Here is a 15,419-nt window from a genome sequence, read left to right as displayed (position 1 = left end):
GCCCGCGGCGCACGCCGTCGCATCTGCGGCTCAGCGCCCGGCGCCCCGGGCGGGGCTTCCGGGGGCCGGCCGGTTGCGGTGCTCAGTCCCAGAGCGGGTAGGTCACGACCTGACCGAAGGCCTCCGGCCGGGCGCCGGTGTAGGTCAGGCTGATGTTGGTGTAGCGCTCGAAGCGCGGATGCTTCTTCCACGGCTGCTCGCCGCTGAGCCGGATGACGACCGGGTAGGAGCGGAAGGTGCCGGCCGCGCAGTACGGCTTGCAGTCGTTGACCATGTTCACGCCGATGGCCTTCGCCCCGTCCGGACCCCACTCGGTCCAGTGGAGTCCGGTCAGCCGGCTGTTGCCGTCGCCGCAGGCCAGGATGAAGTCGTTCGGGCGGATGGTGCGGTGGAAGAAGCAGTCGACGAGCACAGGTTGTGCCGGCGCGGCTGCGACAGGGGTGGTGGCCGTGGTCGGCGGACTGGCCGACGCCGTCGTCATCGCCGCTGTCAGCAGGGTTCCTGCCGCCAGGGCCACCGCCGTTCCCACTGCTGATCCACGCATGGTCGCTCCCACCGTTGTGCTGTGTCCGACCGCGTCCACGTCGACGCTACGACCCTGCGGCCGTTTGCACCACTCGCGCAGGTCGGGCCGCGTGTCAGCTGTGCGTGGCGGTCAGGGCGCAGAACGCGACACGGGCGCCGTCGGTGGTGCTGTCGGAGGAGGACTGGTGGTGGGAGCCGGCCTTGAAGTACTGCTTGTACTGCTGGAAGGACGACGGGACGGCGTAGTGGGTGGTGGAGCCGTTCACGGTCAGGTCGACGGTGTTCCCGCCGGAGACGGCGATGGTGTAGCTCCACGTCCTGCCGATCGCCCCCAGTCGGCGGCGCTGCCGTCGCGGTTCGTCTCGCGCAACTCGGAGCGGGCGTAACGGGAGTTCGGGGTGGTGACACCCTTCTCCGGTCGTCGGATCGGAGGTCGAACCGACGGATGCGTTCAGCATGATGAATGCTGAACGCATCCTTGGCCCCTGGTGGCCCGTGGACCTAAAGGTCTGAATCAAAGGCGTCAAGAGGTTCAGCAGGTGCCCTCGTCCTGCCACGGCCCCCACTGCGAGGCGCCGGGCACCTCGTTCTGGGTCCACCACTTGGCCTTCCAGTTGTGGTTCCCGTACGAGACCTCGTTGCCGGCCGTGTACACCGCCGAAGCGCTCCAGGCCGTCTTGCACGAGGTGGGAGTGGGCGTCGGGGTCGGGGTCGGCGTCGGGGTCGGCGGGGTCACTCCGGCGAACTTCACGGAGTACGCGGCGAAGTCCCAGTCGTTCTGTGTCACGCTGGAGCACGTGCCCGACGTACGGCCGCCGTTGTCCGGCGGGCTGCACTGCCGGTCGCGGTTCAGGGACCAGAACGTGAAGCGGTCCATGGTGTGGCTCGTGGCGTAGTCCAGCACGGTCTGGAAGTCGGCCTGGGTGAAGTACTCGCCGGTGTCACTGCGACCGTTCATGCCGGAGAAACCCTCGTGGGCGTAGGCCGTCGCCTGGTCCCAGCCGAAGGTCGACTGCAGGATCGAGTTGAAGTTGGTCAGCGCGCTGGTCTGGCTCGCCGCCCCGTTGAAGCCGCCGTCGAACGGCATGATGGAGAAGTTGTTCGGGGTGAAGCCCTGGGACTTGGCCTCCAGCAGCATCTGCTTGCCGAACCAGCCGGTGCCGTCCGCCGTGCCGGCCGTCGTCACCGAGACGTACAGGCCCGGGTTGTTCTGCTGGAGGATCTTCGCGGCGCCGATCTCGTTCTTGATGGCCGCGGTGTTCTCGTACTCCGGCTCCTCCAGGTCGAAGTCGATCGCGTGCAGGCCGTACTTGGTGATGACCTGCTGGTACGCCGCCGCCGTGGCCGCCGCGTCCGCGCAGGCCTGGCCGAGCTTGGTGCCGCCGTAGCCGCCGATGGAGACGGAGACGTCGCCGCCCTTGCCTCGGATGGTGTTGATCATCGACTGCACGGCCGTGTCCGAGGAGACGGCGGCGGTGCCGCCCCATGTGGGTGAGCAGCCACCGCCGTCGGGGGCGAGGATGAACGCCAGCTGGAAGGCCTTCAGGCCGGTCGCGTCCATGATGGCGGACGGGTCCGGCGGGTCGTTGTCCAGCGGCATCAGATACGGGGCCGCGGCATACCACCGGTTGCTCAGCGCGGTGGTCGCACCCGAGGCGTTGCCCGCGACGAGCGCGGTGGTGCCGGCGGCGGCGAGCGTGACGGCGGCCGCCGCGCCCAGACATGCCCGAAGACGTCTCACTGCGTGCCTCCAGAGGGTGGGGGTGGGGAGTGTCCCGATGCGGGAGCCCCACCCTCCGGGAGCTGTTGCGGTCACGTCAATAAGTTGGACTAGACCAGCACTCGCTTTGGACTAGACCATGCGATTGCTTTACCTGCCGTCGACCAGCCGCACCGAGAACCCGCGGTCGAGCGGCAGGCTCGGCGTGGTGATCGTCGTGACCTGTGTGGCCGGGTCGAACGACCAGGCGGAGGCAGGCAGTTGGCGACCGTCGAGCAGGACGCCTGTCGGCGCCGCGGCGCCGTGCACGGTGAACCGGTACGAGCGGGCGTCCACTTTGCCGGCGTACGCGCCCCGGCTCGCGCCCACCGAGACGGCCGTCCCGTGGCCGTCGGTGTGCAGGGACACCTGCTGGGTGGCGGCGGCCCTCTTGGCGAAGTCACGGGTCACGCCGTCGTCCTCGTACAGCGTGTAGCGGCTCGTGCCGTGGGCCGCCGGATACAGGTCCCAGTCCAGCTCGCGGGTGTCCCGGGTCTGCCAACTCGTCGTCCCCTTCGGCCACATGGGCACGATCGCTCCCTCGCGCACGAACAGCGGCAGGGTGTCGAGCGGGGCGTGATAGCCGTTGACCGTGGTCGGTCCCTGGTAGGTGCGGCCGGTCCAGTAGTCGGTCCAGGTGCCCTTCGGCAGATAGATGCCGTCGCGGGTGTCGGAGTCCTGGTAGACCGGGGCGACGAGGAAGTCGGGCCCGGACAGGAACTCGTACTTCGCCTGATCGGACAGGGTGCCCGGGTCGTCCGGGTACTCCAGCCACAGGGGACGCACCGCGCCCACCCCGGTCTTCGCGGCCTCGGCGGACAGCGTGTACATGTACGGCAGCAGCCGTTCCTTCAGCTGGAGGTACGTGCGGTTGATCGAGGTGTACGGCTCACCGTCCAGCCAGGGCTGCTGGTCGGCGGGCTTCTTGGTGGTGAGGTCGGTGGCCCAGCCGTCCATGGTCATGATGGCCGGCAGGAACGCCTTCCACTGGAGGTCACGCGTGTACATCTTCGCGTCGTGGCGGTAGATGCTGCCCACGTCGCCGGTGTTGTACGCGATACCCGACATGGTCGCCCCGGCGTAGGTCGGGATCTGCCAGCGGATGTAGTCCCAGGACAGCTTCTGGTCGCCGCTCCACAGCACCCCGCAGCGCTGGGCGCCCGCCCAGGACACCGGCAGCCACACGAAGCCGCGCGCGTCGCTGTTGTCCTCGATCCCCTTCTTCGCCGCGTCGCACGCGTCGAGGGCGAACTTGTAGCCGTTGCCGACCCAGGCCACGTCCAGCTTGGCCACCCGCTGGCCCGCCTTGACCTGGTCGGCGAGCTTGCCGATGCCGTCCTGGGTCCACAGCCCGAGCTGGGCGTGACGGTCCTGCAGGCCCTGCGCGGTCTGCTCCAGGTTCTCGTACCCGCAGCCGTAGCCGTCGTTGACCAGCATCCAGCCCAGCGGCATCTGGTGCTGCGTGTATCCGTCGGCGATCTTCAGCGCGTCCAGGGTGTGCCGCTCGCCCCGGTTGGCGTTGTGCAGGTAGCAGTCGGAGTCGCCCGGTTCGAGGCCGTACACCGGAGGCATGAACGGCTTGCCCACCAACGCCGTGTACGCGCCGATCACTTGCTTGGCGTCGCCGAGGAAGTAGTAGGCGTCCAGCTGCCGTTCCTGCTGGCCCGTGGTCACCGGCGAGCCGAAGGTGTACACGCCGGGCGCGAAGGTGTTGCGGAAGACGCCGTAGCCCGCGCTGGAGAGGTAGAACGGCTGGGAGTTGTTGTAGCCGCCCTCGTTCCAGTCGAAGCTGTTGGCCACGTACATCGTCTGCCCGCGGTGCGAGAAGCTGCCGTTCTGCTCGCCGCCGCCGAAGAACTGCTCGTCCGCGCCCCGCACCAGACTCTGCCGCATCCCGCCGGTCGACCACCGCAGCGGCTTGTCCTCCTGCCAGATCCGGGTGCGGTTGTCGGGCCGGTACAGGCCGAAGCGCAGCGGCTTCTTGTAGACGCGCAGCACGGCCTGCGGGGAGCGGATGCCGTAGTAGTCGCCCGCGTCGAAGGACGAGGTGTGCCGATCGAGGGCGGGCTCCCGGCGGACGATCGCGGTGCCGGCGGGGTCGCTGAGCGAGCCGGAGGGGTCGGCCTGGAGCCGCAGCCCGCCGCCCGTCAGGAAGTCGACACGTGCGGTCAGTTGTCCGGCACCGACGGTGTAGCTGCCGCCGTCGCCGGAGAAGGACGTGAGATCACCGGCGTCGGCGGTGGCGGGCAGATACGCGGTACCGGTGAAGGAGTTGTCGTGCACGTCGTACGGCACGACCAGCACGTGGTACGTCCCCGACGCCCGCGGGATCACCGTGGCCTCGGGGTCGGCGGTGCCCGCGCTGGACGCCACCTGCTTGCCCTGGTCGTCGTAGACGTACAGGTCGAAGTCGTCGGAGGGCTTCGCCCACGTGATCGACAGCGGGACGCCGCCTTCGGGGTTGTCGTCCCAGTATCCGGCCGGCACCGAGACGGTCAGGTCGAAGCGGTCGCAGACCTTGTTGTCGGGGTCGGCGGCGGCGTCCGGGCAGCTCTCGGTGCCGCCGCCGGTGCCCTGAGCGTAGACCGGGCTCTGCCAGCTGACGCTGCTGTGGGCGGTGTCGAGCACGGCGCCGGAGGCGGTGGCGGCGGCCCGGGCGGGCGCCGGGCCGGCGAGCACGGTCGCCGCCAGGGCGGTCGCCAGCCCCAGCGGTACCCGGGCCGGCCGGGGCACACGGTGTCGCAGTCTTCGCGGTCTTTGCACGGCGGAACAGCTCCCCTCGCAGCACTGCGGACTGACTGTTCTTACGATGGTGCTCGGAAACGCTTGAAACGAGCTTCAATCGAGCAATTTCAAGCACGAAGCCTCAGGGGTGGCGCAGGTTCATGTCAAGAGCGCGGGTGTGGAACGCGGGCGGACATGACGAAGGCCGGCCCCCTCGTGGACGGGGACCGGCCTGCGCGGCTGGGTCTTCGTGGGTCGTCTCAGGCGGTGTTCTTCCGGAGCACGATCCGGGTCTGCGTCGTCCGGCCGGCCAGCCGGTCCCGGTCGTCGCGCAGATCGTCGCTCGTCAATCCTGCGCCGGCTCCCGGAGCCTGGCCAGGGTCAGCACGCCGCCCCCGATGCCCCAGCCGCCGTCGGCGACCTCCTCCACCAGGACCATCGTGGCGGCGCGGGCCCGCTCTCCGTAGATCTCGACGTACAGCTCGGTGGCGCGGGTGACGATCAGCTCCTTCTGCTGCTCGTCCAGGCTTCCGGCGGGCACCTTGAAATTCGCGAACGGCATCGTGTCTCTCCTTTGTCGACGGTGTGTCAGAGGGAACTTCCGGTGGTGAGCAGGTCGTCGAGGCCCGCGCGGCGGAAGAAGTCGGCGCGGACACGGTCGGCGACCGCGGACACGACCTCGCTGCCGTCCCGGGCGGGGTCGACATGCGTGCGCAGCGGGCGCCGGCCGGCGGGCAGATCCACCAGCCGTACGACGGCCCGCGCGACGTCGGCCACGTCCGCGTCCGGCGGCACCAGCGCTGCGAGGCGCTCGTCCAGCCCTGCCAGGAGAGTGCCGTAGCGCTCGTCGTAGGCATGCGCGCGTCCGGTGTCGGCGGGGGTACCGGCGTGCAGGAAGTGGTTGGTGCCGGAGGTGAAGGCGCCCGGCACGACGATCGCGGTGTCGATGCCGAACCGGACCAGCTCGCCCGCGTAAGCGACCGCCAGCGCGTCCAGCGCCGCCTTCGCCGCGAAGTACGGCCCCAGGAACGGCGGGCAGCCGCCGCGCGTGCTGGAACTGCCGATCCACACCAGCAGTCCCGCTCCCCGCTCCCGCAACGCGGGCAGAGCGGCCCGGTTCACACGCTGGGCGCCCAGCACGTTGACGTCGTACAGGTCCGCCAGCTGCTCGGGAGTGAAGGCCTCGGCGGGCCCGGTGACCATGTGGCCCGCGTTGTGCACCACCACGTCCAGGCGGCCCTGCTCGGCCAGCACCCGGGCCACGGCCGTGTCGGCGGAGTCCTGGGAGGTGACGTCCAGGTCGACCGCGTGCAGGGACACGCCGTGTCCGGCCGCGTACCGGTCCAGGCCGGCCACGGCGGGCGCGTTGCGGGTGGCCGTGTGGCGCATGCCCGCGTAGACGGTGTGACCGGCGTCGGCGAGCGCGCGCACGGTCAGCGCGCCGAAGCCGCTGGAGGCGCCGGTGACCAGGATCGTCCGGGGGGTGTCGGTCGTCATGATTCCTCGCTGGGAGTGGGGAGGGGGGATGAGCCGGGAGTGAGGGGGGATCAGATGATGCCGCCGTTGGCGCGGACCACCTGGCCGTTGACCCAGTGGCCGGCCGGAGAGGCGAGGAAGGCCACCACCCCGGCGATGTCCTCGGGCGTGCCGAGGCGCTCCAGCGGGGACTGGGCGGCCAGCGCGGCGACGGTCGCCTCGTCCTTGCCGTCCAGGAACAGATCGGTGGCCGTGGGGCCCGGCGCGACGGTGTTGGCGGTGACGTCCCGGCCGCGCAGCTCGCGGGCCAGCACCAGGGTCAGCGCCTCGACCGCGCCCTTGCTCGCGCTGTAGGCGCCGTAGGACGGGAACGCCAGGCCCACCACGGAGCTGGAGAAGCCGACGAACGCGCCGCCCCGGCGCAGGGTGCGGGACGCCTCCCGGGCGACCACGAACGTGCCGCGCACGTTGGTGCGGTGCATCGCGTCCAGCTCCGCGAGATCCAGCTCGGCGGTCGGCGCGAGATACATCCGGCCCGCCGCGTGGACCACGACGTCCACCCCGCCGAACTCCTCGGCGGCGGCCTCGAACAGCGCGGCGACCTGCCGCTCGTCGGCGACATCGGCGCGGACGGCGATCGCGCGGCCGTCTGCCGCGGTGACCTCCTCGACGGCGGCCTCGGCCAGATCGCGGTTGCCGGCGTACCCGACCACCACGGCACAGCCGTCGGCGGCGAGCCGGGTCACCGTCGCCCGGCCGATGCCGCGCGAGCCCCCGGTGACGACGGCGACCCGGGGCGTCGAAGGGACGGCGGTCGAGGAGGTGACGTCCGAGAGGGTGGCGGTCGGGGGCGTGGTCGCTTCGGCGGACATGAGGACTCCCATGGCGGTGCGGTGTGCGGTCGGCTGCCGCGGGGCGTGGCGCCCCGGCGGCGGACTCCACTCTCGGCCGCCGTGCCCGGGGCAGCCACGGCTGCGCTCACCCTGGGGCCGGCAACCCCTGGATACGCGGGGCGGTGGGCGCGACCATGGAAGGCGTGAACCACGCAGAGCTGGCCGCCTTCCTCAAGTCCCGGCGTGACCGGGTCCGCCCCGCCGACATCGGCCTGCCCGCGGGACCCCGCCGCCGGGTACCGGGCCTGCGCCGCGAGGAGGTCGCCCAGCTGGCCGGGCTGTCGGCCGACTACTACACGGAGCTGGAGCGCGGCCGGGGCGCCCAGCCCTCCGCGCAGGTCCTGGCCGCCCTCGCCCGTGCCCTGAGGCTGAGCGGCGACGAACGTGACCACCTCTTCCATCTCGCCGACCGCCCGCTGGCGCCCGCCGCGAGCGGCCCCGCCACACTCGTCCAGCCCGCCCTGCTCGGCCTGCTGGACCGGCTCGGCACGACCCCGGCCCAGGTCATCACCGATCTGCACGAGCCCCTCGCGCAGAACCCGCTCGCCGTGGCACTGCTCGGCGCGATGCCGACCGGACGCGGGCCCGAACGGAGTTTCGTGTACCGCTGGTTCACCGACCCCGCCGCCCGCGGCCTGTATCCGGCCGAGGACCACCCGCACCACTCCCGCGTCTTCACCGCCGACCTCCAGGCCGTGGCGGCCCGGCGCGCGAAGGACGCCGACGTGACCCGGATGGTGGCGGCCCTGCGCCGGCGCAGCGCGGAGTTCGCCGAGCTGTGGGAACAGCGGGAGGTGGCCCTGCGCCGCACCGACCACAAGCGCATCGTCCACCCTTCGCTCGGCGTCATCGAGCTGGACTGCCACAACCTGTTCAGCGAGGACGGCCGCCAGCGGCTGCTGTGGTTCAGCGCCCCGCCCGGCACCGAGGGACACGCGCAGCTGGAACTGCTCTCGGTGATCGGCACGCAGGACCTGGGTGCCGGGGTGGACTCCTGACCGATGTCCGCAGACCCATGGCGGACCCTCCGTCGCCTGAGGCACCCTTGAGGGTGTGCGTACTGTTTCGCGCCGTTTGAGCAGTCGCACACGGTGGGGACGCAGTCATCGGTCACGAATGGCAGGACGCGCCCGGCGCGTCATGGGGGGAGCGGTCGCGCATGCGATCCATCAGCCGTGCTTCACGATCCGTCGTGGAGATCACCATCCACAGACCCGGCGAGCTGACGCCCGAGCTGCGGGCCGCCTGGCATCGCGCGATGGACGAGTCGCCCGAGTACGCCAATCCCTTTCTGGCACCGGAGTTCGCGGCCGGTGTCGGCCTCTTCCGGGGCGGGGCACGGGTGGCCGTGCTGCGTGAGGGCGGGATGCCGGCCGGCTTCTTCCCGTACGAACGCGGGCCGCTGGGCACCGGCCGGGCCATCGGGCTCGGACTGTCCGACTGCCAGGCCCTCGTGCACCGGCCCGGGGTCACCTGGAACGCGGAGGAGCTGCTGCGCGCCTGCGGGCTCAGCATTTTCGAGTTCGACCATCTCGTCCAGGAGCAGCGCCCGTTCGCGCCGCATGTCACCGGCACCTTCGCCTCTCCGGTGATCGATGTGAAACCCGGCGACGGCGGCTACCCGGAGTGGCTGCGGGCCACCTACCCGGGGCTGGCCAAGACGACGCTGAAGAAGGAGCGGCGGCTCGGCCGGGACATCGGCGAGGTGCGGTTCGAGTTCGACGAGCGCGACCCGGAGCTGCTACGCACCCTGATGCGCTGGAAGTCCGCGCAGTACCGCAGGACCGGCCGCATGGACCGCTTCTCCCGGCCCTGGATCGTGGGCCTCGTCGACCATCTCTTCCGCGTCCGCGAGGAGCACTTCACCGGCGTGCTGTCCGTGCTGTACGCGGGCGACCGGCCGGTGGCGGCCCACTTCGGACCCCGGTCGAGCACCGTGCTGGCGGCCTGGTTCACCGCGTACGACCCCGAACTCCACTACTACTCACCGGGGTTGATGATGCACCTGCGGACCGCCGAGGCGGCGGCCCGGGCCGGGGTGACCCTGGTCGACCTGGGGCGGGGCGACAAGGAGTACAAGGACTGGCTGAAGACCCGCGAGCTGCGTGTCGCCGAGGGCTTCGCCGCCCGTGCCCATCCGGTGGCCCTGGCCCGGCGGCTGTGGCGCAGACCGGTGCGCGGGCTGCGCAACACGGTGCTGGCCCATCCCGGGCTGCGGGACCCGGCCGATCAACTCCTCAAGGCGGTGGGCCGGTTCCGCACGGAGGGCGTTGCCGCCACCCCGGTCCGGCGAAAGAATCGCCTGCCCGAACGGTAGTTACTGACAGGCTCTCGTCAAAATTTGGCCAAGCGGCGGACGTTTCCGTGTCCGCGTGATCAGGTCTCCTGCGTCGGCCGTGTCGATGCCCTCAGGAGGCCCATGGTGTCCGTACCCACCCACAGAAGACGGTGGTTCACCCTCTGCGCGCTCACCGCGTCCGCCGCACTCGTGGCGATCCCCCCGTCCGCCGCCTCCGGGCGCTCACCGAGTCCCTTCGGTGTCCGCGCCCTCGGCCACCTGGCCAAGGAGCGCGAGCAGTCGGTGGGCGCCATGAAACCGCACGAGGCGGGGGACGGAGGCGACGGCAACGAGGCGGACGAGATCGCCGAGGGCGCGGACCAGTACGCCGAGGCGCGCACCTCGCCCGGTGTCGTCGCTCCGGGCGCGTACGGCGCCGCCTGGCACGACCTCACCAACCTCAGTAGCACCGGCGGAAGTTGGCGCAACATCACCGACCTGCCGTACAACTCCGACGACCCGCGCTACCGCGACGTCGACTCCAACTCCAGCGGCGGATCCGGCAACGTCACCGGCCGGATGGCCGCGGTGGCCGCCGACGACGACGGCTATGTCTACGCGGGCAGCGCGGGCGGCGGCGTCTGGCGCTCGCGCACCGGAGGCGGTCACTGGCAGCCCATCAGCGACCGGCTGCCCGCACAGTCCACCGGCGCCCTCGCCCTCGACGGCACGGGCCGGCTCTGGCTGGGCACCGGCGAGGCCACCACCAACGCCGACGCCTACCTCGGCAGCGGCGTCTACGTCCTGGACCACCCCCACCACGGCACCTTCTCCCCGCGCCGCCGGGTCGGCGGTGACGAGCTGGAGAGCACCACCATCCACGAGCTGCGTTTCGGCGGGGACAAGGTCTGGGCGGCCACCAGCAAGGGTGTGTGGAGCCACTCCACCAAGGACCTGGACGGCCCCTGGAAGCTGGAGTACGCGCCCAACCCCGACTACCTGCCGGGCGGTTCTAAGGCGAACGACCCCTCCGCGCCGTACAAGAACATCGCCAACGACATCGCGATCGACCCCAAGGACCCGACCAAGGTCGTCCTCGCCGTCGGCTGGCGCAGCGGCGACGACTACAACGGCTTCTACACCCAGGTCAACGGCGCCTGGACCCGGATCACCAGCGGCCTCGGTGATCTCCCGGCCGACGCGGACAACGTCGGCAACGTCACCTTCGCCCGCTCCGCCGACGGCTCCCGGTACTACGCCATCGACCAGTCGCCGGAGCAGCTGAACACCAACCCGGACAGCGGCCTGGAGGGCATCTACGTCTCGAAGTCCGGCTCCCCGGCCGGGCCCTGGACGAAGATCGCCGACTACAAGGGCCTGGCCGCCGACAACTCGGCGCTGACGACCGCCGGTTACATGCCGGGCGTGCAGGCCTGGTACAACCAGTTCCTCGCCGTGGACCCGAACGATCCGCAGCACGTGTACGCCGGCCTCGAAGAGGTCTACGAGACCAAGAACGGCGGCACCAGCTGGTCGACCGTCGGACCGTACTGGAACTTCCCCTTCTCCTGCTGGAGCATCGACCCGTCCCGGCAGACCGGCTCCTGCAGCCAGACCACCCACTCCGACCAGCACGGCGTCGCCATCGGCAGCTACCACGGCCACAGCTTCGTCTACGTCGGCAACGACGGCGGCATCTACAAGCGCCCGGTCGACGGCGCCCAGGACGCCTCCGGCCACGCCACCGACTGGACCTCCCTCAACGACGGCACGATCGACACCCTCCAGTACTACTCGGTCGGCATCGGCAAGGACCTCGACCACGGCGGGCTGTCCGTCACCGGCGGCCTCCAGGACAACGGCCAGTCCATCCTGCGCAGCCACGACACCGTCATGGGCTCCAACTTCGGCGGTGACGGCGGCGACACGCTCACCGATCCCGCCAACGGGTGCGACATCGCCCAGGAGTACGTCTACCTCGCCGTCCAGGTCACCCAGAACTGCGCCGTGAACGACGGCAGTTGGTCCACCGATGCGACGAAGGCCACCTCGTACTCGGTCGCCCCGGCCGACAACGCCACCAGCGAGGCCCGCTTCATCGCCCCGCTCGCGGCCGACCTGAAGGACGGCAACACCTGGATCGCCGGCGGCCGCCACATCTGGGTCCAGACCCACGGCTACGCCATCCGCAGCGGCTCCGAGTGGACCAGCGTCCACGACCTCGGCGCCGGCCGGGCCGCCACCGCCGTCGCCGCCTCCGGGGGCAAGATCTACGCCGCCTGGTGCGGCCCCTGCAACAACCAGGGCTTCGCCCGGGGCATCGCCGTGGGCAACGCGGACGGCACCGGCTGGCACGACATCAGCCTGCCCGTCGACGGGACCGTGCCCAACCGGTACCTGAGCGGCTTCGCCGTCGACCCGCACAACGCCGACCACGTGTTCCTCGCCGTCAACGGCTTCTCCCGGCACTGGACCGAGGGACCGGGCGCCGGTGTCGGCCATGTCTTCGAGTCCACCGACGGCGGCACGACCTGGAAGGACATCTCCGCCGACCTGCCCGACGTGCCCACCGACTCCGCGTTGGTGACACCGGACGGCGGCCTCGCCGTCGCCACCGACCTGGGCGTGGTCTACCGCGCACCGGGCCGCACCACCTGGCAGCGGATCGGCAGCCTGCCCGCCGTCGCCGTCCTCCAGCTCAGGACGAGCCCGGACGGCAGCACGCTGTACGCCGCCACGCACGGCCGCGGGATCTACACCGTGAAGCTGTGCGACCTGCGCTGAGCCTTCGGTGAACGGGAAGGGGTGATCCCGTGGGCCCATGTTCCTCGTGGGCCCGGGGGTCACCCCTTCGGCGCATCGCCCCGTACCGCCCGCCCCACCTCCGTGCGCAGCGCGACGAACGCCGGCAGGCTCCGTGTCCCGATCTGGTCGCGATCGGCCGGCAGGGCGATCGGCAGGTCCCGTACGACACGGGAGCCGGGGCCGGAGGAGAGGACGACGACACGGTCACCGACGTACACGCTCTCGTCGATGTCGTGGGTGACGAACACGATGGTCGTGCCGTCGGCCCGGTGCACCTCCAGGAGCAGATCCTCCAGATCCTCGCGGGTGCGGGCGTCGAGGGAGCCGAACGGCTCGTCCATGAGCAGCAGCGAGGGCCGGCAGACCAGGGCGCGGGCGATGGCGACGCGCTGCTGCATCCCGCCCGACAGCTCGGGAGGACGGCGTCGCCCGGCCCCGGCGAGGCCCACGCGGTCGAGGATCTCCTCGGCGGCGGCCCGGCGCGCGGCCCGGCCCAGACCGAGGCGGCGCAGCGGCAGCGCCACGTTGTCGCGGACGGTGAGCCAGGGCAGCAGCGAGCGGCCGTACTCCTGGAAGACGACCGCGAGCCGGCCGGGGACCCCGGTCACCGGGGTGCCGCCGACCGTGACCGTGCCCTCCTGCGCGGGCAGCAGCCCGGCGACGGTGCGTAGCAGGGTGGACTTGCCACAGCCGGACGGCCCGACGACACACAGGAGTTGGCCGTCCGGCACGGTGAGGCTGATGCCGTCCAGGACGTGCTGGTCGCCGAAGTGTCGGCTGACGGAGTCGAGGCGCAGCATCCCCTCACCCGGCCCACGGCTCGTACAGGGTGCCCGCGCTCCCGCTGACCCGCACGTGCAGCAGGAAGGGGCCCGCGGCGTCGCCCCGGCCCAGGGCGTGGTCCAGGGCGGCCGGCAGTTCGCCGGGGTCCTCGGCGCGGGCGGCCGGGCAGCCGAAGGACTCCGCGAGGGACGCGAAGTCGATGCCGGTGATGTCCGTGCCGGGGACGGGGGTGACGCCGATGCGGCGGCCGAGCGCGCGGACGGCCGCGTACCCGCCGTTGTCCAGCAGGACGTACGTGACCGGGGCCGCGTGCCGGGCCGCGCTCCACAGCGCCTGCACCGAGTACAGCGCCGAGCCGTCGCCGACCACGCACACCACCCGGCGCCGGTCGGCGAGGGCCCGGCCGACCGCGAGCGGCAGACCCCAGCCGAGCGCGCCGCTGCCGGTGGTGAGAAAGCCGCCGCCGGCGTCGACGGGCACGCGCGCGTGCAGCGCGTCCCGGTGGCTGGGTGCCTCCTCGACGAGCACCCGGTCGCGGGGGAGCCGGGCCCGCAGGAGGTCGAAGAAGAACTCCGGGGTGATGTGCGTCGCGGCGTCGGCAGGGGTGGGGTCCGGCCGGGGTGGCGGGGGTTCCCGGTCGGACGTCTTCAGCAGTTCCGCGAGCCCGGTCAGGGCGGGGCGCAGGGTGGTGACGATGCTGGTGCCGACGGGCAGCCAGGCGGCCTGGACGGCGTCGCAGTCCAGGTGGAACAGCTCGGTGCCGGGCGCGAGCGGCGGGCCGTCGTCCGGCACGTGATAGGTGAACACCGGTGTGCCGAGGGCGACCACCACGTCGTACGGGGCCAGGCGCGCGGCCAGTGGGCGGGCGACCGGCGGGAGAAAGCCCTGGAACAGCGGATGCGACTCCGGGAACCCGGAGCGGCCGGAGAGCGGGCTGATCCACACCCCCGCCCGGAGCAGCTCGGCCAGCACCCGGACCTCCTCCAGCGCGTCCTCGTCGTCCACCCCCGGGCCGCGGGCGCGCCGGGCGCCGCCGAGGACGTGTGCGGGGCCCGGCTACGCCGGCGGTCCCGCGATGCGCAGGGTCGTCCCCGTGGCCGGCCCCGCAGCCTCCACGCCCCCGGTGACCTCCGTCCACCAGTCGGCGCCGTCCTCCAGGTAGCGCAGCAGCACGCCCTCGCGGATCGCCCAGGGCAGGACGACGACCCGGCGCAGCCCCATGAGCTTCAGTGCCGTGTGCCCCACGACCGCCCCGGCCAGGCTCTGCTCGGCGCGCGGCGCGGAGATGCCCGGCAGCAGGGCACGCTCGGCGCAGGGCAGCGCGGCGAGCCTGCGCACCGCCTCGCCGAGGTCCTCGCAGCGCATCTCCCGCCGCACGAAGGGGCCGTAGCGTCCGGGCGCCGCCCCGCACAGCCGGGCCAGCTGCTGGAACGTACGGGAGCTCACGGCGGCCGTGCGCGGCGCCTCCCAGCGGATCCGCGCGGCCACGTCCCGCAGATCGTGCCGGATCCGGCGGCGCAGCTCCTTCAGCTCTTCCGGTCCCGGCGGATCCTGCAGCCCGAGATGCTCCTGGGTCAGCCGCCGGGCGCCGAGCGGGAGGGAGGCGGCGAAGTCGGGCAGGCGGCCCCGGCCGAAGGCCGCCTCCAGCGAGCCGCCGCCGATGTCCAGCACCGCCAGGGGGCCCGCGTGCCAGCCGAGCCAGCGCCGTGCCGCGAGGAAGGTCAGCTCGGCCTCCGTCTCCCCGGGCAGGGTGCACATCCGGATCCCGGTCCCGGCGGCCACCCGCCGCAGCACCTCCTGCCGGTTCGGGGCGCCGCGCACCACCGCGGTCGCGAAGGCCAGCGGCCCCGTCGCATGCCAGCGCCGGGCGGTCGCCCCCGCCGCGGCCACCGCCTGCACCAGGGACTCCACCGCCTCGTCGGCGATGGCGCCGTCCGGACCGACGTGTTCGGACAGGCGCAGCTTCCACTTCACGGTGTGCACCGGCAGCGGAACACCCCCCTCCACATCCGCGATCACCAGTCGGACCGTGTTCGACCCCGCATCCACCACGCTCAACCGCATGGCCGGGACGTACCCAATTCCCCGTCAAAAACCCGTCATCGCGGGGGCGCACCCGGGCACCGTGTGTGCACAGCGCCTCACGACGTGCCACGCGGATGCGACGCACGGGGGC

General features: G+C 72.0%; 13 protein-coding genes. 3 read left to right on the top strand and 10 right to left on the bottom strand.

Annotation, left to right across the window (positions count from 1 at the left end; translation table 11 throughout):
• Positions 1–82: 82 nt before the first annotated feature.
• From O1G22_RS04450 to O1G22_RS04420, 7 genes are all read right to left on the bottom strand, one after another.
• Positions 83–544, bottom strand: coding sequence for a hypothetical protein (locus O1G22_RS04450; RefSeq protein WP_270080077.1), 462 nt, complete (start codon positions 542–544; stop codon positions 83–85).
• Positions 545–638: 94 nt separating this feature from the next.
• A complete protein-coding gene (locus O1G22_RS04445; protein WP_428986321.1) occupies positions 639–983 on the bottom strand; it encodes a polysaccharide lyase family 7 protein in 345 nt (114 codons plus the stop codon).
• Positions 984–1,057: 74 nt separating this feature from the next.
• Positions 1,058–2,266 (bottom strand): carbohydrate-binding protein, encoded by a 1,209-nt coding sequence (locus O1G22_RS04440; protein ID WP_270080076.1) that lies wholly within the window; start codon positions 2,264–2,266, stop codon positions 1,058–1,060.
• Between the two features lie 129 nt (positions 2,267–2,395).
• Positions 2,396–5,017: a glycoside hydrolase family 31 protein gene (locus O1G22_RS04435; protein WP_428986320.1), complete on the bottom strand. Its 2,622-nt coding sequence runs from the start codon at positions 5,015–5,017 to the stop codon at positions 2,396–2,398.
• A gap of 337 nt (positions 5,018–5,354) precedes the next feature.
• Positions 5,355–5,570, bottom strand: coding sequence for a tautomerase family protein (locus O1G22_RS04430; protein ID WP_270080075.1), 216 nt, complete (start codon positions 5,568–5,570; stop codon positions 5,355–5,357).
• 26 nt (positions 5,571–5,596) lie between these two features.
• The gene (locus O1G22_RS04425; RefSeq protein WP_270080074.1) at positions 5,597–6,505 is read right to left on the bottom strand and encodes an SDR family NAD(P)-dependent oxidoreductase; all 909 of its coding nucleotides are present in this window, start codon (positions 6,503–6,505) and stop codon (positions 5,597–5,599) included.
• 50 nt (positions 6,506–6,555) lie between these two features.
• Positions 6,556–7,356 carry an SDR family oxidoreductase gene (locus tag O1G22_RS04420; RefSeq protein ID WP_270080073.1) on the bottom strand — a complete coding sequence of 267 codons (801 nt, stop codon included), beginning with the start codon at positions 7,354–7,356 and terminating at the stop codon, positions 6,556–6,558.
• 164 nt (positions 7,357–7,520) lie between these two features.
• On the opposite strand from O1G22_RS04420, the gene O1G22_RS04415 reads away from it, so the two are divergent.
• The 3 genes from O1G22_RS04415 (at position 7,521) to O1G22_RS04405 (ending at position 12,439) form a co-directional block, all read left to right on the top strand.
• Positions 7,521–8,375, top strand: a complete 855-nt coding sequence (locus O1G22_RS04415) for a helix-turn-helix transcriptional regulator (RefSeq protein ID WP_270080072.1) — start codon at positions 7,521–7,523, stop codon at positions 8,373–8,375.
• 194 nt (positions 8,376–8,569) lie between these two features.
• The gene (locus O1G22_RS04410; RefSeq protein WP_428986319.1) at positions 8,570–9,694 is read left to right on the top strand and encodes a GNAT family N-acetyltransferase; all 1,125 of its coding nucleotides are present in this window, start codon (positions 8,570–8,572) and stop codon (positions 9,692–9,694) included.
• 105 nt (positions 9,695–9,799) lie between these two features.
• On the top strand, positions 9,800–12,439 hold the full coding sequence (locus O1G22_RS04405; protein ID WP_270086323.1) for a WD40/YVTN/BNR-like repeat-containing protein: 2,640 nt from the start codon (positions 9,800–9,802) through the stop codon (positions 12,437–12,439).
• Positions 12,440–12,498: 59 nt separating this feature from the next.
• Here O1G22_RS04405 and O1G22_RS04400 read toward each other — a convergent pair whose 3' ends face one another.
• The 3 genes from O1G22_RS04400 to O1G22_RS04390 are packed head-to-tail and all read right to left on the bottom strand — an operon-like array spanning position 12,499 to position 15,307.
• A complete protein-coding gene (locus tag O1G22_RS04400) occupies positions 12,499–13,260 on the bottom strand; it encodes an ABC transporter ATP-binding protein (protein ID WP_270080070.1) in 762 nt (253 codons plus the stop codon).
• Positions 13,261–13,264: 4 nt separating this feature from the next.
• Positions 13,265–14,248: a thiamine pyrophosphate-dependent enzyme gene (locus O1G22_RS04395; protein ID WP_270080069.1), complete on the bottom strand. Its 984-nt coding sequence runs from the start codon at positions 14,246–14,248 to the stop codon at positions 13,265–13,267.
• A gap of 51 nt (positions 14,249–14,299) precedes the next feature.
• Complete coding sequence (locus O1G22_RS04390; RefSeq protein WP_270080068.1) at positions 14,300–15,307, bottom strand: Ppx/GppA family phosphatase; 1,008 nt, start codon at positions 15,305–15,307, stop codon at positions 14,300–14,302.
• Positions 15,308–15,419 lie beyond the last annotated feature (112 nt).

Source organism: Streptomyces camelliae, from assembly GCF_027625935.1.
In the GTDB taxonomy this organism is placed as follows: domain Bacteria; phylum Actinomycetota; class Actinomycetes; order Streptomycetales; family Streptomycetaceae; genus Streptomyces; species Streptomyces camelliae.
This window is presented reverse-complemented; position numbering and strand designations above follow the sequence as displayed.